The 20,698-nt window shown below is 67.0% G+C and carries 26 protein-coding genes; 12 read left to right on the forward strand and 14 right to left on the reverse strand.

Annotation, left to right across the window (positions count from 1 at the left end):
• Nucleotides 1–36: 36 nt before the first annotated feature.
• The 6 genes from ACMGFG_RS12785 to ACMGFG_RS12810 all read left to right on the forward strand — a co-directional run bounded on the left by ACMGFG_RS12785 (nucleotide 37) and on the right by ACMGFG_RS12810 (nucleotide 4,954).
• Nucleotides 37–669: a helix-turn-helix domain-containing protein gene (locus ACMGFG_RS12785; protein WP_436930711.1), complete on the forward strand. Its 633-nt coding sequence runs from the start codon at nucleotides 37–39 to the stop codon at nucleotides 667–669.
• Between the two features lie 89 nt (nucleotides 670–758).
• Nucleotides 759–1,145 (forward strand): winged helix-turn-helix transcriptional regulator, encoded by a 387-nt coding sequence (locus ACMGFG_RS12790; protein WP_436930712.1) that lies wholly within the window; start codon nucleotides 759–761, stop codon nucleotides 1,143–1,145.
• Nucleotides 1,146–2,513 (forward strand): dihydrolipoyl dehydrogenase family protein, encoded by a 1,368-nt coding sequence (locus tag ACMGFG_RS12795; RefSeq protein WP_436930713.1) that lies wholly within the window; start codon nucleotides 1,146–1,148, stop codon nucleotides 2,511–2,513.
• Nucleotides 2,514–2,792: 279 nt separating this feature from the next.
• On the forward strand, nucleotides 2,793–3,542 hold the full coding sequence (locus ACMGFG_RS12800) for a methyl-accepting chemotaxis protein (protein WP_436930714.1): 750 nt from the start codon (nucleotides 2,793–2,795) through the stop codon (nucleotides 3,540–3,542).
• A 105-nt stretch (nucleotides 3,543–3,647) separates the two neighbouring features.
• On the forward strand, nucleotides 3,648–4,682 hold the full coding sequence (locus tag ACMGFG_RS12805) for an NAD(P)/FAD-dependent oxidoreductase (protein ID WP_436930715.1): 1,035 nt from the start codon (nucleotides 3,648–3,650) through the stop codon (nucleotides 4,680–4,682).
• 65 nt (nucleotides 4,683–4,747) lie between these two features.
• The gene (locus ACMGFG_RS12810) at nucleotides 4,748–4,954 is read left to right on the forward strand and encodes a hypothetical protein (RefSeq protein ID WP_436930716.1); all 207 of its coding nucleotides are present in this window, start codon (nucleotides 4,748–4,750) and stop codon (nucleotides 4,952–4,954) included.
• 26 nt (nucleotides 4,955–4,980) lie between these two features.
• On the opposite strand, the gene ACMGFG_RS12815 is transcribed toward ACMGFG_RS12810, so the two are convergent.
• Both ACMGFG_RS12815 and ACMGFG_RS12820 read right to left on the reverse strand, forming a co-directional pair.
• Entirely contained in the window at nucleotides 4,981–5,997 is a 1,017-nt protein-coding gene (locus tag ACMGFG_RS12815) for a patatin-like phospholipase family protein (protein WP_436930717.1), read from the reverse strand.
• On the reverse strand, nucleotides 5,990–6,853 hold the full coding sequence (locus tag ACMGFG_RS12820; protein ID WP_436930718.1) for an SDR family oxidoreductase: 864 nt from the start codon (nucleotides 6,851–6,853) through the stop codon (nucleotides 5,990–5,992). The genes ACMGFG_RS12815 and ACMGFG_RS12820 overlap by 8 nt, the downstream gene beginning before the upstream one ends.
• A 135-nt stretch (nucleotides 6,854–6,988) precedes the next feature.
• Between ACMGFG_RS12820 and ACMGFG_RS12825 the strand changes: the two genes are divergently transcribed.
• Nucleotides 6,989–7,720, forward strand: a complete 732-nt coding sequence (locus ACMGFG_RS12825) for an NAD(P)H-hydrate epimerase (protein ID WP_436930719.1) — start codon at nucleotides 6,989–6,991, stop codon at nucleotides 7,718–7,720.
• Between the two features lie 38 nt (nucleotides 7,721–7,758).
• Here the strand turns inward: ACMGFG_RS12825 and ACMGFG_RS12830 are convergent, their stop codons facing one another.
• The 5 genes from ACMGFG_RS12830 to ACMGFG_RS12850 all read right to left on the reverse strand — a co-directional run bounded on the left by ACMGFG_RS12830 (nucleotide 7,759) and on the right by ACMGFG_RS12850 (nucleotide 10,216).
• Nucleotides 7,759–8,187 (reverse strand): DsrE family protein, encoded by a 429-nt coding sequence (locus tag ACMGFG_RS12830; RefSeq protein ID WP_436930720.1) that lies wholly within the window; start codon nucleotides 8,185–8,187, stop codon nucleotides 7,759–7,761.
• Between the two features lie 121 nt (nucleotides 8,188–8,308).
• Entirely contained in the window at nucleotides 8,309–8,653 is a 345-nt protein-coding gene (locus ACMGFG_RS12835; RefSeq protein WP_436930721.1) for a thioredoxin family protein, read from the reverse strand.
• 88 nt (nucleotides 8,654–8,741) lie between these two features.
• A complete protein-coding gene (locus tag ACMGFG_RS12840) occupies nucleotides 8,742–9,518 on the reverse strand; it encodes a TSUP family transporter (RefSeq protein WP_436930722.1) in 777 nt (258 codons plus the stop codon).
• 10 nt (nucleotides 9,519–9,528) lie between these two features.
• On the reverse strand, nucleotides 9,529–9,912 hold the full coding sequence (locus ACMGFG_RS12845; protein ID WP_436930723.1) for a winged helix-turn-helix transcriptional regulator: 384 nt from the start codon (nucleotides 9,910–9,912) through the stop codon (nucleotides 9,529–9,531).
• 130 nt (nucleotides 9,913–10,042) lie between these two features.
• A complete protein-coding gene (locus ACMGFG_RS12850) occupies nucleotides 10,043–10,216 on the reverse strand; it encodes a hypothetical protein (RefSeq protein WP_436930724.1) in 174 nt (57 codons plus the stop codon).
• A 166-nt stretch (nucleotides 10,217–10,382) separates the two neighbouring features.
• Here ACMGFG_RS12850 and ACMGFG_RS12855 point away from each other — a divergent pair, with 166 nt between their 5' ends.
• The 4 genes from ACMGFG_RS12855 to ACMGFG_RS12870 all read left to right on the forward strand — a co-directional run bounded on the left by ACMGFG_RS12855 (nucleotide 10,383) and on the right by ACMGFG_RS12870 (nucleotide 14,948).
• Nucleotides 10,383–10,940, forward strand: a complete 558-nt coding sequence (locus ACMGFG_RS12855) for a carboxymuconolactone decarboxylase family protein (protein ID WP_436930725.1) — start codon at nucleotides 10,383–10,385, stop codon at nucleotides 10,938–10,940.
• Nucleotides 10,941–11,933, forward strand: coding sequence for a sulfite exporter TauE/SafE family protein (locus tag ACMGFG_RS12860; protein WP_436930726.1), 993 nt, complete (start codon nucleotides 10,941–10,943; stop codon nucleotides 11,931–11,933).
• Between the two features lie 140 nt (nucleotides 11,934–12,073).
• Nucleotides 12,074–12,619 (forward strand): peroxiredoxin family protein, encoded by a 546-nt coding sequence (locus ACMGFG_RS12865; RefSeq protein ID WP_436930727.1) that lies wholly within the window; start codon nucleotides 12,074–12,076, stop codon nucleotides 12,617–12,619.
• A gap of 226 nt (nucleotides 12,620–12,845) precedes the next feature.
• Nucleotides 12,846–14,948, forward strand: a complete 2,103-nt coding sequence (locus ACMGFG_RS12870) for a halocyanin domain-containing protein (RefSeq protein ID WP_436930728.1) — start codon at nucleotides 12,846–12,848, stop codon at nucleotides 14,946–14,948.
• A 61-nt stretch (nucleotides 14,949–15,009) separates the two neighbouring features.
• On the opposite strand, the gene ACMGFG_RS12875 is transcribed toward ACMGFG_RS12870, so the two are convergent.
• The 5 genes from ACMGFG_RS12875 to ACMGFG_RS12895 all read right to left on the reverse strand — a co-directional run bounded on the left by ACMGFG_RS12875 (nucleotide 15,010) and on the right by ACMGFG_RS12895 (nucleotide 18,723).
• Nucleotides 15,010–15,357, reverse strand: coding sequence for a helix-turn-helix domain-containing protein (locus ACMGFG_RS12875; RefSeq protein WP_436930729.1), 348 nt, complete (start codon nucleotides 15,355–15,357; stop codon nucleotides 15,010–15,012).
• Nucleotides 15,358–15,499: 142 nt separating this feature from the next.
• Entirely contained in the window at nucleotides 15,500–16,315 is an 816-nt protein-coding gene (locus tag ACMGFG_RS12880) for an ABC transporter ATP-binding protein (protein WP_436930730.1), read from the reverse strand.
• Between the two features lie 5 nt (nucleotides 16,316–16,320).
• Nucleotides 16,321–17,118: an ABC transporter permease gene (locus ACMGFG_RS12885; protein ID WP_436930731.1), complete on the reverse strand. Its 798-nt coding sequence runs from the start codon at nucleotides 17,116–17,118 to the stop codon at nucleotides 16,321–16,323.
• Nucleotides 17,105–18,160 carry an ABC transporter substrate-binding protein gene (locus tag ACMGFG_RS12890; protein WP_436930732.1) on the reverse strand — a complete coding sequence of 352 codons (1,056 nt, stop codon included), beginning with the start codon at nucleotides 18,158–18,160 and terminating at the stop codon, nucleotides 17,105–17,107. The genes ACMGFG_RS12885 and ACMGFG_RS12890 overlap by 14 nt, the downstream gene beginning before the upstream one ends.
• A 131-nt stretch (nucleotides 18,161–18,291) precedes the next feature.
• Nucleotides 18,292–18,723, reverse strand: coding sequence for a hypothetical protein (locus ACMGFG_RS12895; protein WP_436930733.1), 432 nt, complete (start codon nucleotides 18,721–18,723; stop codon nucleotides 18,292–18,294).
• An 813-nt stretch (nucleotides 18,724–19,536) separates the two neighbouring features.
• Here ACMGFG_RS12895 and ACMGFG_RS12900 point away from each other — a divergent pair.
• Nucleotides 19,537–19,914, forward strand: a complete 378-nt coding sequence (locus tag ACMGFG_RS12900; RefSeq protein WP_436930734.1) for a group I truncated hemoglobin — start codon at nucleotides 19,537–19,539, stop codon at nucleotides 19,912–19,914.
• A gap of 56 nt (nucleotides 19,915–19,970) precedes the next feature.
• Here ACMGFG_RS12900 and ACMGFG_RS12905 read toward each other — a convergent pair whose 3' ends face one another.
• Nucleotides 19,971–20,180, reverse strand: coding sequence for a hypothetical protein (locus ACMGFG_RS12905; RefSeq protein ID WP_436930735.1), 210 nt, complete (start codon nucleotides 20,178–20,180; stop codon nucleotides 19,971–19,973).
• Nucleotides 20,181–20,299: 119 nt separating this feature from the next.
• A complete protein-coding gene (gene sdhC, locus ACMGFG_RS12910; protein WP_436930736.1) occupies nucleotides 20,300–20,692 on the reverse strand; it encodes a succinate dehydrogenase, cytochrome b556 subunit in 393 nt (130 codons plus the stop codon).
• Nucleotides 20,693–20,698 lie beyond the last annotated feature (6 nt).

The raw sequence follows: 20,698 nt of genomic DNA on the forward strand, positions 1-20,698 counted from the left end.
CGTGTCTCGATCCGTGCGTACGAGTGGGGTCAGAATATGAGCGACGAGAACCACTCCGAGCGAGCCTCCGGGGCACTACACGACTTCGATCGCGAAGGTGATCGGAGCGAGGTCAGTCTCGCGGACCGCGAGTACGCGATCTATCGGTGTCAGGACTGTCCCAACGTCGTCCTCACGATGCAGGACTGCGACGGGGGGATGACCTGCCACGACGAGCCGATGGAGCGCGTGACGGAGACCAAACTCGACATCCGGCCGCCCGATATCCGACAGGTGCTGCTCGACGCCTTCGGCCTTCCCAAACCGGGGCTCGACATCTGTCTCTGTGTCATCGGCGAGGGCCCGCTCTCGCCCAGGGAGCTGGCCGACCGCCTCGACTACGACGAGAGCACCGTCCGGAACTATCTCAACGAACTCGTCGAATTCGGACTGCTCGAGAAGTCCCAGCTCAACCGCGAGTCGGGCGGGTTCGTCAACGTCTACCACTCGATCGACCTGGAAGAGATGCGCGAGGAGACGCTCGTGGGGTTCTACGCCTGGGCCGGCGAGGCGGCGTCGCTCATCGAGGAGGCGAACCTCACCAAAGAAGATTACCAGGAGAGCGATTTCGAGGGCGGACTGAACGAGATCTTCTGGGAACGGTTCCGGGACGCGCAGTCCGAAGACTGAACTAGTATATAATTCTGTCGGTGATTCGGAACGGGGGTCTCGGTCCGTGATACGTTAAGTAGCGTACCCGTTGTCGGTGGTGGTAACGCATGAGTTCAGAATCGACCACGGCGTCGTGGCAGATGTCCAGCACGGGGAGCGACGACCTGCTGTTCACCGACCCGGACGAGGTCTTCGACGCGGTGCAGGACACGCTCGGACGGAAGTGGCACCTCCGTATCGTGTACCGGCTGCTGGAGGACGGACCGATGGGTTTCAGCGCGCTGAAATCGGCGATCCACGGCGTCTCCTCGAAGATGCTCTCGGAGAGCCTGACTCGGCTGGAAGACGACGGGCTCGTGGACCGGGCGGTCGTGAGCGACCAGCCGGTCCGGGTCGAATACTCGCTGACCGACCGCGGGCGCGCGCTCGAACCGGTCGTCTCGGCAGTCATCGAGTGGGGCACCGAACACGGCCCCGAGGGAGAGGGCGAGTAGATGGGCGACTACGACGTTCTCGTCGTCGGCGGCGGCACCGGGAACAACGTCGCCGCGGCGGCGGCCGACGCGGGCCTGGAGACGGCGCTCGTCGAGAAGGGGCCGCTTGGTGGGACCTGTCTCAACCGCGGCTGCAACCCCTCGAAGATGCTGATCCAGGCGGCGACGGCCGCCAACCGCGTCCGCGAGGCCGACCGCTTTTTCCTCGACGCGACGCTCGACGATATCGACTACGCGGCGATCGTCGACGACATGGACGCGACGCTCGCGCCGATCGCCGAGGGGATGGAAGACCGCTACCGCGAAAAGGAACACCTGACGCTGTACAGGGACGAAGCGGTCTTCGTCGACGACAGAACTGTCGAGGTCGGCGGCGAGACGGTCAGCGCCGACAGGGTCGTCGTCGCGGCGGGCTCTCGACCCCTCGTCCCGCCCATCGACGGCCTCGACGAGGTCGAGTACATGACGAGCACGGACGCCCTGTATCGACGGGAGCAACCCGATTCGCTGGTGATCCTCGGCGGGGGCTACATCGCCGTCGAACTGGGCTACTTCTTCGAATCGCTGGGGACCGACGTGACGATCGTCGAGATGATGGACACGTTAGTACCTCGGGAAGACCCGGACATCGCGGAGACGTTCACCGAGATCGCTCGCGAGCGCCACGAGGTGTACACCGGCCACCGCGCCACTGCGGTGGAATCGAACGGCGACGGCGTCACCGTCCACACCGAGACAGAAGGCGGTGAGACGGCGGCAGCGACCGGCGAGGCGTTGCTCGTCGCCCTCGGTCGGCGACCCAACACCGACACGCTCGCGGTCGAGGCGGCGGGGATCGAGACGGACGACAACGGGTTCGTCGTGACGAACGACCGGCTGGAAACCTCGGCGGAGAACGTCTGGGCGCAGGGCGACATCGCCGACAACGCGATGTTCAAACACTCCGGCGACTACGAGACGGAAGTCACGATCGACAACGCGGTTCACGGCCGGGATCGGGAAGCGGACTTCACCGCCATGCCTCACGCCATCTTCACCGAACCGCAGATGGCCGGCGTCGGGAAGACCGAGGACGAACTCCGCGAAGCGGGGCGGGAGTTCGTCGTCGGCCGCGCGGACCTCCCGGACACGCCGATGGGCCGGGCGAAGAAGCTCGACCACGGGTTCGTGAAGGTGCTGGCGGCGCCGGACGGCGAGATCCTCGGCTGTCACGCGCTCGGCTACGAGGCGTCGACGATGCTCCACGAGGTCGTGGTCGCGATGCGGTCGGGGTCGGGGCAGGTGTCGGACATCACAGATACCATCCACGCCCACCCGACGCTCAACAAGGTCGTCGAATACGCGTTTCAGGACGTGACGCTTGCGTGACGGGGAATCGAGGAGGGCGGAGGTGGCACTCGCATGACGTGACCTTGCGGTTCCTGCTCAGTCGCCGAAGTTCTCCTCGTAGGCGTCGGGGTGGTTCTCCCTGGCGTGCTCTTTCAGTTCGTCGAGCGTGTCGAACGTCGCTCCACAGTCACAGGCGTGTTCCTCGTGGTCTGACATCGCGTCTGATAACGGGTCCTCAACCGTTATATATCTCGTTTGCCTGTGTGCGAACGACACACAGATGGGCGACTCGACAGTCCTCCGGAGCGTGAGCGACCCGTGAACGAACCTGCCGAGGAATCCGAGGCCGGGGAGTCGAGCGAGCGGGCGGGCGACCTGGCCGCGAACCACAACCAGCTGCTGTCGGTCATCGGAGCGGAGTTGAGCGAATCGAGCGAGGTGATCGAGACATTGTCGCGCAACGCGGCCGACGCGAACCGGTCGAGTACCGAGACTGTCGACCGCGCCGAGACGGCCCGGGCCTCCGCCCGCGACGCGAACGACGACGTCGAAGCGGCGCGCGAGGCGGCGACGGAGGCGCGCGAACGGCTCGAAGCGCTCCGCGAGTCGCTCGCCGACATCGACGAGATCACCGCAATCCTGAACGAGATCGCCGACCAGACGAACATGCTCGCGCTGAACGCCTCGATCGAGGCCGCCCGCGTCGGCGCGGACGGCGACGGGTTCGCCGTCGTCGCCGACGAAGTCAAGACCCTCGCCGAGGAGGCCCAGCAACAGGCGACGGAGATCGAGGCCGTCGTCGAGGAGGTGCAGTCGGACGCCGAGGGGACGATCGAGCGGATCGAGGCGGTCGACGAGGGCACGGCAGCGGCGTCGGGGTCGATCACCGAGACTGTCGACGACCTCGACGCGATCGCGGAAAGCGCGGTCGAGACCTCTCGAAGCGTCGACGAGGTCGCGGACACGACACAGGCGTTCGCGGACGACGTCGACGACCTCGCGAGCAAGGTCATCGACGCGATCAGCCAGGCGGACGAGCTCGCGGACCTGGTCGAAGCGGACGAGTGACGGCACGGTTCGAACCGTGTTTCGCCCTCGAAACGCCGTAAGGCGGAGGTAACCCGGCTGCCGCCGTGCGTAGTTATTTATCGCGATAGACCCACGTTCACTGATATGAGCGAAGACACGGAGCACCACGAGTACGAAGTGGTCGTCGTCGGCGGCGGCCCGGCGGGAATGACCGCGGCGCTGTACAGTACGCGACTCGGCCATCGGACGGCGGTCGTGAGCCGCGGTGGCGGTCGCGCGGCGATGATGCAGGAGGTCCACAACCTGCTGGGCGTCCGCGAGGAGACCAGCGGCGCGGGGTTTCTGGGGGTCGGCCAGGAGCAACTCGATGAGTACGGCTGCGACCAGCACCGCGATATGGTCACGTCCTGTTCACGGGTCGAGGCCGACGACGGGAGCGATCGGTTCCGGCTCTCGGGCAACGGCGCTGACTACGAGGCCGACCGGGTCGTGCTCGCGACCGGGTTCAACGACGTACGCCCGGAGCCGCCGCTCCCGCGGACGGGTCGCGGCCTCCACTACTGTCTCCACTGCGACGCCCACATGTTCGTCGACGAGTCCGTGTACGTGATGGGCCACTCCGAGAGCGCCGCCCACGTCGCCGGGATCATGCTCAATTTCACCGACGAGGTGGACCTGCTCACTCGCGGTGACGACCCCGAGTGGAGCGACGAGACGGCCGGGATCATCGAACGGCACCCCATCGACGTGGTCGAGGAAGACGTGACCGGCGTCCAGAACGGCGAGGACGGCTGGCTCAAGGCTCTGGAGTTCGAGGACGGCACCGTCCGCGAGTACAAGGGCGGGTTCGCGATGTACGGCGCCGAGTACAACAACGGCCTCGCGCGGGAACTCGGCTGTGATATCAACGACGACGGGACCATCGCGGTCGGCGACCACGGCGAGACCTCCGTCGACGGGGTCTACGCAGTCGGCGACTGCACGCCCGGCCACAACCAGATCCCGGTCGCACTGGGGCAGGGCGCCAGGGCCGGTATCGACGTCCACTTCCAGCTCAGGGACTTCCCCAGGGACCCCGACGACCTCGACGAGTTCGGCCCGGTCCGGTCCGAGGAGGTTCCCGGGATCCCCGACGAACTGCTCGAACAGGCCGTCGACTTCCACACCTACGGCGAGTGAGCGGTCGGGGCGGACTCGTGCGATCCCGCGACCGATTTTTGAGGGTCGGCCCGCTGGATCCGTGCATGTCGACGACAGTGGAGACGCCCGACTCCGAGGAGACCTGCGCGTACTGCGGGTCGCGCATCTTCGACCACGACCCCGTCTGCGTGCGGGACTGCACCGACGACTGCGGCTCGCCGACGTACTTCTGCAACTACGCCTGTCTGTCGTCGTACGTCGACGAGGAGGACCTGTCCGTGGGCGACGCCTGCGAGTGGTCGCCCGAGTGACGGCTCCGTTCGGCGGGCCGCGAGCGTCAGCGAGCCGCGAGAAACTCGCGGGCGCGCTCGGCACCCAGCTCCCGTAGCTCGTCGAGGAACGCGGCGTTGCGGTCGACCTTCGTCGAGCAGTGGTACCGCTTGCCCATCTGGATGCGACGCACGTCCGTCCGGACGAACTCGTCGGCGGGGAGCGTCCCGTCGTCGACCCACTCGTTGACCCGCTCGATGAAGTGTATCTCCTGGTTGAGCGAGATGTTGCCCGAGAGTTCGTTCCGGCGGTCGGCGATCACCTCGGTCGTCGACGGTTCGCCCTCGAACTCCTGGGGATTGACCTGGATCACCCACAGCTCCTCGGGCTTGCGGTCGGGTGGGAGCCCCATCAGGTCGTTCACCGGTGGGTTCTGCGAGAAGAGGCCGTCCCAGTGGAAATGACCGTTGATCTCGACGGCCTCGAAGAGGTTCGGCACCGCAGCCGACGCGAGGACCGCGTCGACGGTCACCGCCTCGTCGACGAACGTCTCGAAGACGCCGGCGTTGACGTCGACGGTCCCGACGACGAGTTCGGGCGCGTTCCTGCCGCACAGGTCCGGGATCTCCTCGAAGTCGATGTGGGTCTCCAGTATCTCGCGGATGCGCTGCTTGCCGGTCTCGGGGCCGGGGACCTGATACGGGCTGACCGCGGGTATCGGGACGCCCGCGCTCTCCATCCGTGACAGTGACGTGACCAGGGCGTTCGTCCAGCGGTCGCTCGGCCCCGACACGGCCAGGTCGTCCCAGACGGCCCCGACGGTCTCCCTGGCTCGCTCCGGTCCCTCGGTGACGAGCCCGTACCAGACCGCCAGCGCGTTGAACGCGCCGCCGGACGTGCCGCTGATCCCGACGAGTTCGTAATCGTCGCCGTCCCACTCGTCGAGGAGCGTCCGGAGGACGCCACAGGTGAAGGCGGTGTGACTGCCGCCGCCCTGGCAGGCGATGGCGATCCGGGTCGGCTCGTCGGGCGCCGACGCGGCGACAGATCCGTCGTCGGTTCCGGCCGCGCTCGGGTCACTCATACGTGTGGGTGTACCCGCCGTCGAACAGCAGGTCGCCGCCGTTGAGATGGCTGGCGTGCGTGGAGAACCCGAACACGAACAGGTTGGCCACCTCCGCCGGGGTCATCATCTCCTTCGTGCGCGCCTGGCCGAGCATCACGTCCTCGATCACCTCGCGTTTCGAGATGCCCCGCTCGTCGGCGGTGTCCTCGATCTGGTCGACCATCAGCGGCGTCAGGACGTACCCCACGCTGACCGAGAAGCCCCGGAGCGTCCCCTCTCCCTCGGCGGCGATCGCTCTGGTGAGCCCCGTGATACCGTGTTTGGCCGTGATGTACGCGGGTTTGTCTTTCGTTGCGTAGTGGCCGTGGACCGAGGACATGTTCGCGATCGCGCCGACGCCGTCGTCGGTCTCGCGGATGTGGGGCATCGCCGCCCCGGCCATCTTGAACGGCGAGCGGAGCATGATGTCCGTCAGGAGGTCGTACTTCTCCATCGGAAACTCCGGGATGCTCGCGATGTGTTGCATCCCGGCGATGTTGGCGACGAACCGCAACTCGCCCTCGTCGGCCGCCGCCTCGACGACCGCCTCGACGTCGCCGTCGTCGGTGAGATCCGTCGGCGTGCTCACGAACGTCCCGTCCACGTCGAACTCCCCGACGATATCTGCGGTCTCGGCGAGTCCGTCCTCGTCGATGTCGGCCCCGACGACGGTGAGGCCGTTCGTCGCGAGCGCGACGGCGGTCGCGCGGCCGATGCCGGAGGCGGCGCCGGTCACGAGCGCGACGGTGTCGGACGAGTAGTACGGGTCCTCGATGCGGAGGAAGTCTTCGGGCGCCAGTTCCGGCGCGCTCAGGTCGAGTTCGTCGTCAGTCATCTGTGGTCACAGACCCGTTAGGGTCCCAACCGGTTAACTGCCTCTCACGTCGGCGTAACCGTCGAAGAAACCGACCGGACGGAGAGGGGCGACACAACGCCCTTTGCGGTTCGCTGTGATACGGCGAACGACACGATGGATGCCCGTGCCTTCCGGACCGAAACCGGTCGGTCGGTGACCGCCGTGACGGCGGCGGAGATGCGCGATGTCGACCGCGTCGCCGTCGAGGAGTTCGGCGTCTCCCTGCTGCAGATGATGGAGAACGCGGGTCGGAATCTCGCCCGGCACGTTCGCGAGGCGGGGGCCGAACCCGTCGTCGTCCTCGCCGGCAACGGCGGGAACGGCGGCGGTGGCCTCTGTGCCGCCCGCCACCTCGCCAACCGGGACGTCGAGGTATCGGTGGTGCTCGACCGGTCGCCGGAGGGACTGGACGGCGCCGCTCGCACGCAGTACGAGACGCTGGCGGCGATGGGTGTCCCGGTCGACGACGGCGTCGACGCGCTCGTCGACAGGCGGGCAGGGACCGTCGTCGACGCGCTCGTGGGGTACGGGCTCGACGGCCGGCTCCGCGGGACTGCAGCCGACCTGGTCGACGAGGTGGCGGGGACCGACGCGACGGTCGTCTCGCTCGACGTTCCCTCGGGGATGGTCGCGACGACCGGGGAGCGGCCCGGCCCGTCGGTCGCCCCCGACCGCGTCCTGACGCTGGCGCTCCCGAAGACCGGACTGGCCGGTCTCGACTGCGAACTATCGCTCGGAGACATCGGGGTCCCGGCCGGCGTGTACCACTCGCTCGACATCCCGTACGCGAATCCGTTCGAAGCGGAGTACCTGGTCGAGTTGACCGTCGACTCCGTACCGGAGTGACCGGAGCCGGCTCGGCGGAGCGGCGCAGGCCGGACCGGTCACCCGACGGTGACCATCTCGTATCCCTCTTCGGCGAGCCTCGCGACCGCCGGTGCGTGTTCGGTCGCGTCGCTCAACAGGTCGATCCCGGAGTCCTCGCACGCCTCCGCGGCGTCGAACGCGTTCGCGCAGTACCCGCAGGCGCCGGCGAGCAAGCCCCGCTCGCGGACCTGTTCCCAGTCGCGGTTGAACGGCCTGTCCGGGTCCGCCGCGAACGCTGCCGGCCACTTGGTCGCCTTCCCGTCGAGGAAGAGCTGGACGTCGTACCCCGCGTCGTCGAACTCCAGTGCGTAGTTGAACCCGTTCCCGGCGACCGGCGTCCGGTCGGGCCCCGCGTTCAGGAGGACCGCGTACTTCCGCTCGCCGGTGGTGTTCGCCCCGTCCGACTCGTCGTTCGTGGTTCCGAAGAGGCCGTCGAGTACACCCATGTTGAAACCCGAATGGAAATCGTCGTGAACTGGTATCAATTCACGGCGGACCTGCACAGTATCTGTCAAACCGCCGCGGAACTGTCGGGTCGGGCTACCGGGGCCGGCTCACCGCTGGAATTCACTCGATCGCGGCGCGCAGGTCGGCTTTCTCCTGGACTCCGACCAGCCGGTCGGTCGGCTCGCCGTCTTCGAACACGACGAAGGCCGGGATCGACCGCACGTCGTGTTCGGCCGCGACCGGCGACAGTTCGTCGACGTCCACCTTCGCGACAGCCGCGTCCGCCTCGGCGGCGAGTTCGTCGACGGTGGACGCCATCATCTGACAGGGGCCGCACCAGTCGGCGTAGAAATCGACCAGGACCGTCCCCTCCGTCGCGAGGAGGTCTTCGAACGCACGCTCCGACTCGACGTGGCGTGCTGCAGTGCCGGTGTCGTCTCCCGTACGGGCTGGGCTGTCTGCCATACCCGGTGGTTCGGGGTCGTCCGTGATATCGATTCGCGAACCACCTCGTTAGGGGGTTACCGACCGTTCACCCGGTCGGGAGAGCCCGCTATAGAACGCCGAGCCCGGCGGCGAGGAGCCGGACGCCGATGACCGAGAGCAACAGCAACACGGCGGCCAGTTGCGTCCGTTCCGAGGTGACGTGCCGGAGTCGCCCGCCGAGCGTCACACCGACGAGCCCCGGAACGGAGAGTCCGACCGAGTACAGCAGGAGGTTCCCCCCGTCGTACAGTCCGAGCGTCCAGGCCAACCCGACGCGCAGCCCCGACACCCCGACGAGGATCATCGCGAGGACGCCCACGAACGTCGAGCGGTCCAGGTCGAGGCTATCGAGGTAGGCCACGACCTGCACGGCGACGTTCGACAGGCCGAAGATGACCCCGGAGACCAGCCCGAGTGCCACTTTCACAGCGGTGCCCCGCCGGAAACAGTAGCGCGCGACCGCCGCCTCTCCGGGCAGCACCAGCCAGGGTTGCTTGACCGCGACGTAGGCGAGCGTGAAGGCGCCGAGGGCCGGCGTCAGCAGCGCGGTCCGAACGAACTCCAGCAGTACCATCCCGACCGCGGTCCCGACCATCGCCGACAGGACGTACGGCCAGAACCGCTCCAGACAGCGGGCGACCTCCGCGCGGTCGAGCTCGCGCACCAGCGAGACGTTCGCGACCAGCATCGGCACGATCAGCAACACGACGGCGGTCGAGGGCGACAGGAAGACCGCGAGCAGCGCGGTGCTCGCGATGGCGTAGCCGAAGCCGACGGTCCCCTTGACCAGCCCGCCGAACAGGACGACGAACCCGGCGAGGACCAGCGTGGCCGTCGAGAGCACGGGTCGGAACTCAGTCCGCCGACCCGTCTTCGGGCTCGGTCAGGTACTCCATCCCCCAGTCCCGCATCGCGTAGATGACCGGCTGGAGCGACTCGCCGTACTCGGTGAGCGAGTAGTGGACGCGGAACGGCTTCTCGCTGATTATCTCCCGCTCGACGAGCTGGTTGTCCTCCAGGTCTTCGAGGCTGTCCGAGAGCACCTTGCTGGAGATCCCGTCGACGTTCTCCTGCAGCTCGTTGAACCCGCTGGGGCCGTGTTCGAGGAGCCGATGCACGATGACAGGGTGCCACTTCTTTCCGATTAAGGAGGCGGTCGTCGTGACCGGACACCACTCTTCGCCCGCACACCAGACTTCGAGCTGCTCGGTCCCGTCCCCGTTCGGAAGGTCGTCCATACGTTCCGATCGACGCCCGACACCTTAACGGTTACTAGTAGAAGGTCGGTTACTATACAATATCTACATCCGGTCGACTGTCTCGGGAGGGGTTCGCGGGCGAATCGTCGACGGAGCGGCCCAAGGCCGGTCAGGTCATGAACTCGAGTCCGATCGCGGACGTGGACTGGATCCACGCTGCCTCGTCGTCCTGGTCGTAGATGAGCACTTTCCCGTCGTCGAGCGTCACGTCGTCGTACCGCTGGAGATCGGCGGCGTCCGTCCCGACCGTCTGATATTCGGTGTCTTCGTCGGTGACTGACATCGGTTGATTACCTCGTACTACTAGCTTACGGGTAGAAACCCAAATACGTTCGCTAACCCGCCTCACAGGGGGTTACGCGTGGCTCACCCGATGACTCCGGTCCGGACGGAAGGCGGTTACCAGCGTGTGAGATACCGTTAATGACACTCCCGTCGTACTTCGTCGTATGACCAGACTGGAACTCCTCTCGAACGGAGAGATTCCCGAACAGTACCACTACCTCTTCACCGACGACTACCTCGGTGACCGGCACATCTTCCGCGTGTGGGCGCACAATCCAGAGCTGCTGGAGGCGACGCTGGAGTATCTGGAGACGCTCTACGAGCAGCTGACGCCCCGGACGAAGGAACTGGTCATCCTGACGGTCGCGCGGGCCCGCGGTGCCCGCTACGAGTGGCACCAGCACGTCGACATCGCCCGCGACAAGGGCGTCGGGACGGCCGAGATGCGCGCCATCGGCGGTGACGACTACTCCGGGTTCGACGACGAGGAGTTCGTCCTCCTGCAGTACGCGGGGGCCGTCGCGACGGGCGAGGTGACCGACCAGATCCACGCGGCGCTTGCCGGGGCGTACTCGCCGGGGGAGATCGTCGCCGTCGGGCTGCTGGTCGACTTCTACGTCGGCCTCTGCAACTACGTCGCCGCGGTCGACCTGCCCTTCGAGGGCGGCGAGTTCGTCGGCTGGACGCCCGACGACGAGACCATCGATAGCCTGTTCGCCTGAATGAGACGGAACATCGTCGGTCTCCTGCTGGTCGTCGTCGGTGCGGTGACGCTCGGCGAACCGGTCGCCGGCGCGGTCACGTCGGCCGACGGGGCGGCGCTGGCCCAGTTCGGTGGGGCCAGCCTCGTCGACCCGGCGTTCACGACCCGGTTCCTCGCCCACTGGTGGGTGTTCCCGACCTCGATCGCGTTCTCGGCTGTCGCCCTTGCCTCCGGCGTCTCCGGGGCGCTGTTTTTCAGCCCGTTCTTCATGCTCGTGGTCGGACTGACGCCGTCGCAGGCCATCGGCGCGGGACTCCTGACGGAGGTGTTCGGCATGGGCAACGGGCTACGGTCGTACGTCAGACAGCGCGTGGTCGACTTCAGGACGGCCAAGTGGCTGTTGCTCGGTGCCGTCCCAGCGGTCGTCGCCGGCGCGCTGGCGGCACACTACGTCCCGACGACAGTCCTCAAGGGCATCTTCGGCGTCGGGCTGCTCGTGCTCGGGGCCTTTCTCGTCTACTACGAGTCGCCCGAGGAGTGCGAACCCGGCGAGTGCGAGGGCGAGTTCCTCCGCGAGAAGAACACGGGCCGGGGAACGACCACCGTCGAGGCGGCGGACGGCGAGACGTTCACCTACGACACCTGCTGGCGCCCGCCCGGCGTGGCGCTGTCGACCGTCGGCGCGTTCATCACGGGGCTGATCAGCGCCGGCCTGCCGGAGATCGTCACGACCCAGCTCATCGTCCGCTGTCGGATCCCGCCCCGGGTCGCCGTCGCGACGAGCGTGTTCGTGCTGGCGATCGCCGCCGGCGCCGGCGCGCTCGTCCACGCGCTGACCGCGACGCCGGTCTGGTACGTCGTCGCCTGGTCGATTCCCGGGGTCGTCGTCGGCGGCACGATCGGGACGCGCGTCGGGAAGTACGTCCCCAGCGAACTGATGGAGACCGGGCTGGGTATCGTGTTCGGACTCGTTGGCCTCGTCGTCCTCGTGACGGAGTTCGTCGTCGCCTGACCGTCACCACCGGGCGCTGACCGTCGAGAGCGACCACCGACCGACCCTCGGTTACAACCCGGTAGCCCGGTGACCGCGGCCTCGCCCGGTAACCGGAACGTTACAAAATACTGATTGTTTCGGCCGGCGATAGTTCGTCCATGTCCTCGCCCGACCTGGACAGTGGGGTGGTCGCGCCGAGCTTCGAACTCCCGAACGTGGGTATCGGCCCGGACCCGCTCTCGCTCGACCGCGTCGTCGACACCGTCGACTTCGCCGTGTTGCTGTTGCTCCGGGACTACCACTGTCCGAAGTGCAAGAACCAGGTACAGACGCTGGCCGAGGAGGCGCGCCAGTTCGCGGAACTGAACGCGGTCGTCCTCCCGGTACTGCCCGAACCCGTCGAGCGGGCGGCCGACTGGCAGGAGCAGTTCGACCTCCCGTTCCCGCTGCTGGCCGACCCCGACAAGGACATCGCAGACAGGTACGACCAGCCGACCCGGTACGGGAAACTGGGCGAACTCCACGACCTCATCGGGCGGCTCCCGGAGAGCGTGGTCCTCGACACCCGCGGCGACGACGCCGAGGTCGTCTACACCTACGAGGGCGACTCGCCGGGCGACCGTCCCGAGGTCGGGACCCTCCTCGACGAGATCGACCGGCTCCAGGAGACGTTCGTCTACGACTGCTCGCTCGTCGACTGCTGACACGGCCGGCCGGTCACCGTTTCTATCGCAGTGCGTCACGGACAGTGGGAACCACCGATCTCGTCGCGACCGGTCGGGCGCGTGGGCGACACGACCGCACTCGCACACAGCGCCGATACCTTCTATTACCGCGGAGGTCCGGCGCGTATAGCCGTTTCCCGTCCGTGCGCCGGCTGGGGGTTCCGGGGCACACCCAAGGGTCAGGTGGGTCACCGTCTACCTGCACATGGACCCCGAACGACGACGGTTTCTCAGACTCAGTGGCATCGCAGCGATCGGCGGTATCGCGGGCTGTTCGACGGAGACGGCGACCGACACGCCCGCCCGGGGAGACGACGAAGGGGGAGACGAGTCGACCGCAGCGCCGACCGCGACGCCGACCGCGGCGCCGATGTCCGGGTCGGGCGGCGCGGAGTTCGACTTCGGCGGCTGGCTGAGCGACACGAGCAACTACGACGGGACGACTGCCGACATGCGCGGGAACGGCTCGGTGACGATCGAGGTCGGCGCCGAGGCGAACGGCGGCGGGTTCGGCTTCGCGCCGCCGGCTGTGTGGGTAGACCCCGGCACCGAAGTCACCTGGGAGTGGACCGGCAACGGCGGCAGCCACAACGTCGTCGCCCAGTCCGGCGCCGACTTCCGGAGCGGTGACCCGACGAACGAGGCGGGGACGACGTTCCCGCAGACCTTTGAGAGTGCGGGGACCGTGACCTACTACTGCAACCCCCACCGCAGGATGGGCATGAAGGGCGCGGTCGTCGTCGGCGAGCCCGAGGGGACCGCGACGGCGACCGATTCGGGCCAGGAGTACGGCTTCCAGGCCGCGTCGTTCGACGCCTACTGGTACTCGCTGTACAACATGAGCACCAACATCGCGATGAGCGGCAACGGCGTCCCCTTCCCGCTCAACGAACAGATGGAGCAGTTGCAGGCCCAGCGGATGCCGGCGATGCTCGAACACGCCGACGTCGACCGGCCGCCGATCACCGACCCGAACCTCTCGCTGGCGTCGTTCACGGAAGGCGACCCGCACTTCACGCAGCAACCGGTCATGGAGGACGACACGGGACGGCCCGACGCGTCGACGCTCGCCTGGGACAAGAGCGAGTCGTCGCTGGTCGTGAGCCCGTCCTCGGTCGCGTGGACCCACCTCAAAGGTGTGACGTGGGCGAAGAACTTCCAGAACCACTTCGACCTGCTCCCCGGTGAGATCGCGCCGAAGTTCCGGGCGCAGTTGCTGTCGACGCTCGCGCAGGTCGGGGTCAACGCCGCGATCCTGGCCGGTGGCTCCAGGGGCAACGGCGCCCTGACTCACGGCGACAGCTTCGAGTTCCTCTCGGAGTACCACCCGAGCGAAGGACGGATCGTCGACGAGACGCGGCGCCCGCACCACCACTCGGCGATGCTGTGGTTCCTCTCGGACCTGACCAGCCTCGCGCGGAACGGCTGGTTCGGCTACGTCAATCCGCGGCCGCTGATCCCGAAGGAGGCCGGCGCGGACGCCGTCTTCGACCCGCCGGTCGGTATCCAGGAGATCACCGACGGCGTCGCTCAGGCGACGATGGATCTGTTCGACGCGAGCGAGGTGGCGTCGGCGGAGTCGACCCGGTCGGTCGGCGAGATGCTCGGCGCCGTCGGTTACTACGGCCCGCAGGCTGGGAACGACGAACTGCGGTCGTCCGCCGCCGACTACGCCAACGCGCTCGCCGACGTAGTCGACGACAACCTCGCCGGCAACGGCCGCGTCGAGGGCGGCGCCGAAAACCAGGCCGCGACCCAGGGGATCGTCGCACAGGGCCTGCTGTGGGCCTCCCAGCTTGACGGCGTCGACCGGAGCGACACGGCGAGCGAGGTCGTCGGCTACATGACCGACGAACTGTGGGACGCCGACGCGGGCACGTTCATGTCGGGCACCGACGACTCGACGTACGCGATTACGGCTCGGGACGCCGGCGACATCACCGGCGGGCTGAACGCGGCCGACGCCGTGCTCGGCCGCTCTGGCGTCCGGGAGACGTTCGCGACGTTCTTCAACCAGACGTTCAACCGCGGGCGACTCCAGCGGGCCGAGCGACCGCCCTCCCGCAGCGAGAACGCCGAGCACCCGCTGCCGCTCCCGCCCGAGGCGGGCGGGGAGTTCGGCCAGGCCGCGGTGTACAACGCGGAAGTCGAGTACGACGCCGGGACCGACGAGTGGTCGGTCACCGACCCGCGCTTCCGGACCGCCGAGGCGCTGTACCTCGCCAACCAGGACATCTGGGTGGGCAACTGGGGCGGCGATTTCTACCAGGGCCGGGGCGTCCCCGGGCGGAGCGACACGCCCGAGTAGCACTCCCGCGGGGACCCAGCACTATCCGTTCGTACTGTGTGACCCCCTCGCCGAATCGGGCTCAGAACTCCTCGTCGCCGAACCGGTCGATACGCGTGTGGACGGAGTCGGTCCACTCGTCGAGCGTCTCGTGCATCAGCGCCCGCGCTTCGGCGAGTGGGGTGGCGGTGTACTGGTAGACGTTTCCGCCGCCGGGGACGATCCTGTTTTTGCGACTCACGAGCCCCTTCTCGCGGAGCGTCGCCAGGGCGCGGTTGACGTTCGACCGGTCCCGGTCCAGGCGGTCGGCGAGTTCTTCGACCGTGCTGTCCGGGTTGTCGAGCACCATCAAATACGTCCTGACCTCGTGGTCTCTGATACCGAACACACAGACGAGTATCTCCTCGAAATCGGGGTCTTCGTCGATCATGCGACCGCGGGACTGCTCGGATACTGGACCGGCGCTGACCATCTTGGTCCAGTGGTCGAACGCGAGCGACAAAAACGGATTAGTTACCCAGTCCTCACCGGGTGTCCCGCAGTATATCCGGGGCGAACTCGGTCGCCGACGGTCAGTTCTCCTCGTCTTCGAAATACGAGAGCACGTCGGCTTTGATCTCGGTGAACGCGTCGCCGGTCCGGTCCCGCGGACGCGGGAGGTCGACCGAGATGATGTCGAGGACAGTTCCGGGCGCCGTCGAGAACACGACGACCCGGTCGGAGAGGTAGACCGCCTCCTCGATGTCGTGTGTCACGAAACAGATCGTCTTCTCGGTCTCCGCCCAGATGTCGAGCAGTTCCCGATGCAGCGACGTTTTCGTTCGAGCGTCGACGCTCCCGAACGGTTCGTCCATGAGGAGAATCGGCGGGTCGACGGCGAGCGCGCGTGCGATGCCGACGCGCTGGCGCTGGCCGCCCGACAGCTCTTTGGGATACGCGTCGGCCTTGTCGGTCAGTCCGACGAGTTCGAGGCAGTAGTCGATCCGTTCCTCGGTGGTGAACCCGTCGGGCGGGCCGACCTCTTCGAGGCCGTACGAGACGTTGCCGGCGACGGTGCGCCAGGGAAACAGCGCGTCGTCCTGGAAGACCATCCCGCGGTCGGGACCGGGTTCGTCGACCGGTTCTCCGTCGACGAGGACGGCCCCGTCAGTCGGTGCTTCGAGTCCGGCGATGATGCGAAAGACCGTCGACTTCCCCGAGCCGGAGGGACCGACGATCGAGACGAACTCGCCGTGGTCGACGTCGAAGTCGACGCCGGTCAGCGCTTCGACCGGGCCGCTCTCGCTCTCGTAGGTCTTCGAGACGCCGTCGACGCGGATCTGGGGATAGTCGCGAGTCCGTGCTTCGTCCGCCGGTTCGGAACGGCTGGTCGAGTTCTGTTGTGTCATCTGAATCACCGCCAGGCGAGCGTGCGCGCTTCGACGAGTTTGATCAGGCGATCCGAGATCAGGAACAGGATCCCGATCACGAGCATGTACGCGATGACGACCTGCATCTGGAGGAAGTTCGCGGCGTCCCAGAGGTGTTTCCCGATGCCGGGCACGCCCAGCAGTTCGGCCGCGACCATCACCATCCACGCCTGGCCGGCGGCCGTCCGGAACCCGGTGAACAGCTCCGGCATCGCCGACGGGAGGACGACGCGTCTGATGAGCCCCAGGTCCGACTTCGTGCCCAGCGACTGCCCGACTTCGAGCAGCTGGTCGTCGACCCCCTTGACGCCGCTCTCGGCGTTGTAGTAGTTGATCCAGAAGGCGACGATGGCGATGATAAAGGCGGCGCCGCGGTCGTTCAACCCGAACCAGATGATCGCGAAGGGGATCCACGCCAGCGGCGGGACCGGACGGAGTATCCCGGCGACCGTCCCGACGGAGAGTTCCGCAGTCCGCGACCAGCCGACAAGGATACCGACGGCCATCCCGAACGCCGATCCGACGAGCAGCCCGGGGACGTAGTGGCGGAGGCTCTGCCAGATCAGCTCGAACACCCGGCCGGACGCAACGTCGGCGACGAGGACATCGAGGACGGCGGGCGGCCGGGGAAGGAGGTTCTGTGGCGTCACGAGCGCGCCCGCCCACCAGACGAGGACGAACACGGCGAGCGCGCCGACCTGAATCCCGAGCGTCCGCCCCCGTTCGAGCCGGAGGCCCCCGGTCGAGTAGCCGACCGTCTCGGGTTCACTACTGCCCGCCACCGCTCGCCTCCTCGTAGAAGCTGTGGTCGAAGACGTCCGATTCCGACAGGTCCGTGTCGACGGAGTCGAGCTGCTGGTGGAAGTCGTTGTACACGAGCGACTTCTCGACGACCCGCCGCGGATTCGAGATGAAGTTCGACGCGGGGGTGTTGATGGCCTTCGTCGCGACGTCCGCCGAGAGGATATCGGACCCGACCACCTCGCTGGCCATCTCGGCCGCCTCGGTCCGGTTCTCGTGGATGAACTCCGTCGCCCGGACGTGGATGTCGACGAGTTCCTGGACGAGGTCGGGGTTGTCGTCGACCAGCGACTGGGAGGGCTGGAGGACCGCACCCGGCTGGCCCGGCATGATCTCGCCGGCGTAGATGAACGGTTCCATGTCGGTGTCCGGGTTCTCCTGGAGTATCGTCGGGACCGGTTCGATGGCGCTCCCGGCGTCGGCGTTCCCGCTCGACAGCGTCGACTGGAGCGCACTCGGGCTCTGGCCGACGATCTCGACGACGTCCAGGTCCAGACCGAGCACTTCGGTGATCCAGTATCGCAGGAACACGTCCGGAGTGGAACCGGCCGGCAGCGTCGCGAACCGCGGCTTGCGGCCCTTGTCGGACCGGAACTGTTCGAAGGCGTCGGGCCCGTGTTCGACCCAGTACGACCGGAACTCGCCGCTCCCGACCATCACGTTGGGTTCGACCACGTTCGCCGCGACGACCTTCGACGAGACCCCGTTGGCGATGGCGACCAGTCCGGGGCTGATCCCCACGTAGGCGAAGTCGATATCGCCCGACGCGTACGCCTGCACGAGCGGCGGGCCGCCACCGAACGTCTGCACGTCGATGTCGGGCCCGAGGTCGTCGTACCACCCCTGCTGGTCGATGACGAAGTACTGCATCATCGGGAAGACGTTCAGCGTCCCGAGAGTCAGCGAATCCGGCGACGATCCGCCACTGCCTCCCAGACAGCCTGCCAGCCCGGCAGCCGCCCCGGCCGTGACCCCGCCTGCGGTCCGCAACAGTTCCCGACGGGAGCGTCCTCGCTCAGTCATGTGTCCTGATCGGTCTCTGGTTCCATTAGCCCTTTCACACCGAGACAGACTTACCGGTGTCTGTGACGGCCGAAACCGCGGGGACGGTCGATCCCTGGTGTCGGGTCCGGGGTTCGCCGCCGAGGGCTCGCTTACAGAACGCCCAGCTGGAGCCAGACGCCGAAGACGGCACCGTAGACGAGGTGAAACAGCAGGAAGGTCGCGACCATCGGCATCTCGGGATCCAGGTCGAGGACGACGTTCATCCAGAAGACGGCCGCCCCGACGAACAGGACGAACCCGTACGCGAGTCCGAACAGGACCGCCGTCGTCGTCGACCCGATGGTGAGACCGAGCACGGGAACGGCGACCACGAACACGAGCCCGGCGACGACCCCGTATATCATGTGCAAAACCATCCCCTGCATCATGTAGTCGTCCGGGTCGCCGTCGCCGACGTACTTCGACCAGAACAGCGCCGTCGGCGGCGGCGAATCGTCTCCCAGCGTCATCATGAACACCGTCATGACGATCGTCGCGACCAGTCCACCAGCGAGTCCGTTGAGTATCGTGAGTTCTGCCATGTGTGTCTCCTCCGAAGTACATAACCCTTCGATAGTGGGTTACGTATAGTATCTGTTCACCGGCGAGGGTAATAACTGTACGCTGAGTGGTCTGAAACCCGGTTACTGCTGCGTTACCCGCGCTTCGTGGCGGGATCGTCGATACCCTCTCGGATTTCCGATACGAATGGCAGGGTCCGCATCACGCACGGGCGACCAGCGCCCACCTGCGAACTGGCCGTAGTGGGTCCAGGGACGGGTCACACACTCCGTTCCCCGTTCCCGGGAGAGGCGCTATAGCCCTCGACGCGTACGTCGAGCGTCCGCGCCCAGGTGCGACGCGGCCGGTCGCCGACGGGTTCGGCCGTATTTGAATATTGAATCTTATCTTTCGAATATACTATCATATTTAAATTATTATCAGCAGCGGGCGACCGGTGTGGCCCCGTCGGGGCGTACCAGAGCACCGATTCAAAACAGATGGGGTCAGAAAACGTTGAGAAGGTGCCTAATAGCCCCAACTCCTGTGATGGAGTCTCGGCGGGGCATCGAGATCGCGCTCCCACGCGGACCTCTAAATACTGTTTCGGATTTTCCCGGCTATGATCGTAGTATACGGCCATATTCGAGACAGAGATACGGCCGACCGTCCGAACCGGGCGGAGCCGGGATAGTCCGCCGACAGTGCCGATCATATCAAAAATAGACAAATCATCGAAATCAGTAATATATACGGTTCCGAGCGCAGTCGTCCGGCCGGTAGCTCGGCCCGGTCGGTCCCAGCGGCTGGGAACCGGCGGTAGCGTGATGTCGAGACGGCACCGTGGTATCCGCATGACGGAGACGAGACTCTACGACCGACTCGGCGGACGCGAGGGGATCCGGGCCGTGGTGGACGAGTTCTACGACCGGCTGGTCGCCGACGACGAACTCGGGCCGTTCTTCGAGGACGCGGACCTGGAGATGCTGCGGCGGACACAGACGGAGTTCCTCTGCGAGGCCGCGGGCGGCCCCGAGTCGTACGACGCGGCGCCGGTCCGGGAAGCGCACCTGCACGTCCCGTTCACCGAGGACCACATCCTGCGGGCGATCGACATCCTCGAGGAGACGCTGGCGGCGTTCGACGTTCCGGAGGAGGACGCCGACAAGGTCGTCCAGGCGGTCGCGGCCTACGAGGCGGACCTGCTGGCGACGCCGGCCGACGACGAGTGAGCCGGTAAGTGGGGATCCCGCCGTCGGCCCACTGTCGTTCTGGGGACCGCGGTGAGTCAGTCCCCGGGCCGACGAGCGAGCCGTGTCTCGGCCGCCTGGACCGGACGGATCGCGGTCTCGGCCGCCTGGACCCGCCGGATGGCCGTCGACGACGGCGGACTCGGCAGCGGGACCCCGCGCAGGTGGTGGCCGGCAGCGCCGTGGCGGGTGCGGTCGTCCGGGTCGATGCGCCGGTCGCAGTCGAGGCAGTACCAGTTGTCGGGCATGGCGGTGTGGTGGTGGGTTCGGTTTGCTCGGGTCGTGGTGGTCGGGTGGGGTGAGGTGGGATCGTGACCGATACGCCGGTGCGGTCGGTCGTGCCGAATCGCGGGTGTGCGAGCCCGGTCTACACCCCCGCGAGGTACGTCGGGACGCTCACGACCGTGATCGCGGCGGTGACGACGAGCGTCACGTAGAACGTCGTCGCCTGGCGGTCCAGCCCGATCCCCAGATCGACGAACAGCAGGCGGACGCCGTTGAGCATGTGGAAGACGGCCACGGCGAGCAGACCGATCTCCAGCAGGCGGACGACCAGTAGCGCTTCGAGACCTCTGAGCGTCTCGGTGTAGACCGCGGGGTCCGCTGCGGTCGCGGTGCTCAGCACCGCGATGTGGGTGAACAGGTAGCCGACGAGCAGCCAGCCGGTGAACTTGTGGAGGACCCACGCCCACATGCCGGCGCTGAACTCCCGCCACCGGCCGAAGTCCTCGACGGTCCCCCGGTCGTAGGTGTCGGTCATCGGTGT

Source organism: Halosimplex halobium (genome assembly GCF_051414055.1).
Classification (GTDB): domain Archaea; phylum Halobacteriota; class Halobacteria; order Halobacteriales; family Haloarculaceae; genus Halosimplex; species Halosimplex halobium.

Bases quoted from the DNA above. Each gene is read 5' to 3' on its own strand.
- ACMGFG_RS12785 (WP_436930711.1), top strand. From the start codon at position 37: ATGAGCGACGAGAACCACTCCGAGCGAGCCTCCGGGGCACTACACGAC.
- ACMGFG_RS12790 (WP_436930712.1), top strand. From the start codon at position 759: ATGAGTTCAGAATCGACCACGGCGTCGTGGCAGATGTCCAGCACGGGG.
- ACMGFG_RS12795 (WP_436930713.1), top strand. From the start codon at position 1,146: ATGGGCGACTACGACGTTCTCGTCGTCGGCGGCGGCACCGGGAACAAC.
- ACMGFG_RS12805 (WP_436930715.1), top strand. From the start codon at position 3,648: ATGAGCGAAGACACGGAGCACCACGAGTACGAAGTGGTCGTCGTCGGC.
- ACMGFG_RS12810 (WP_436930716.1), top strand. From the start codon at position 4,748: ATGTCGACGACAGTGGAGACGCCCGACTCCGAGGAGACCTGCGCGTAC.
- ACMGFG_RS12815 (WP_436930717.1), bottom strand. From the start codon at position 5,997: ATGAGTGACCCGAGCGCGGCCGGAACCGACGACGGATCTGTCGCCGCG.
- ACMGFG_RS12820 (WP_436930718.1), bottom strand. From the start codon at position 6,853: ATGACTGACGACGAACTCGACCTGAGCGCGCCGGAACTGGCGCCCGAA.
- ACMGFG_RS12825 (WP_436930719.1), top strand. From the start codon at position 6,989: ATGGATGCCCGTGCCTTCCGGACCGAAACCGGTCGGTCGGTGACCGCC.
- ACMGFG_RS12830 (WP_436930720.1), bottom strand. From the start codon at position 8,187: ATGGGTGTACTCGACGGCCTCTTCGGAACCACGAACGACGAGTCGGAC.
- ACMGFG_RS12835 (WP_436930721.1), bottom strand. From the start codon at position 8,653: ATGGCAGACAGCCCAGCCCGTACGGGAGACGACACCGGCACTGCAGCA.
- ACMGFG_RS12845 (WP_436930723.1), bottom strand. From the start codon at position 9,912: ATGGACGACCTTCCGAACGGGGACGGGACCGAGCAGCTCGAAGTCTGG.
- ACMGFG_RS12850 (WP_436930724.1), bottom strand. From the start codon at position 10,216: ATGTCAGTCACCGACGAAGACACCGAATATCAGACGGTCGGGACGGAC.
- ACMGFG_RS12855 (WP_436930725.1), top strand. From the start codon at position 10,383: ATGACCAGACTGGAACTCCTCTCGAACGGAGAGATTCCCGAACAGTAC.
- ACMGFG_RS12860 (WP_436930726.1), top strand. From the start codon at position 10,941: ATGAGACGGAACATCGTCGGTCTCCTGCTGGTCGTCGTCGGTGCGGTG.
- ACMGFG_RS12865 (WP_436930727.1), top strand. From the start codon at position 12,074: ATGTCCTCGCCCGACCTGGACAGTGGGGTGGTCGCGCCGAGCTTCGAA.
- ACMGFG_RS12870 (WP_436930728.1), top strand. From the start codon at position 12,846: ATGGACCCCGAACGACGACGGTTTCTCAGACTCAGTGGCATCGCAGCG.
- ACMGFG_RS12875 (WP_436930729.1), bottom strand. From the start codon at position 15,357: ATGATCGACGAAGACCCCGATTTCGAGGAGATACTCGTCTGTGTGTTC.
- ACMGFG_RS12880 (WP_436930730.1), bottom strand. From the start codon at position 16,315: ATGACACAACAGAACTCGACCAGCCGTTCCGAACCGGCGGACGAAGCA.
- ACMGFG_RS12890 (WP_436930732.1), bottom strand. From the start codon at position 18,160: ATGACTGAGCGAGGACGCTCCCGTCGGGAACTGTTGCGGACCGCAGGC.
- ACMGFG_RS12895 (WP_436930733.1), bottom strand. From the start codon at position 18,723: ATGGCAGAACTCACGATACTCAACGGACTCGCTGGTGGACTGGTCGCG.
- ACMGFG_RS12900 (WP_436930734.1), top strand. From the start codon at position 19,537: ATGACGGAGACGAGACTCTACGACCGACTCGGCGGACGCGAGGGGATC.
- ACMGFG_RS12905 (WP_436930735.1), bottom strand. From the start codon at position 20,180: ATGCCCGACAACTGGTACTGCCTCGACTGCGACCGGCGCATCGACCCG.
- sdhC (WP_436930736.1), bottom strand. From the start codon at position 20,692: ATGACCGACACCTACGACCGGGGGACCGTCGAGGACTTCGGCCGGTGG.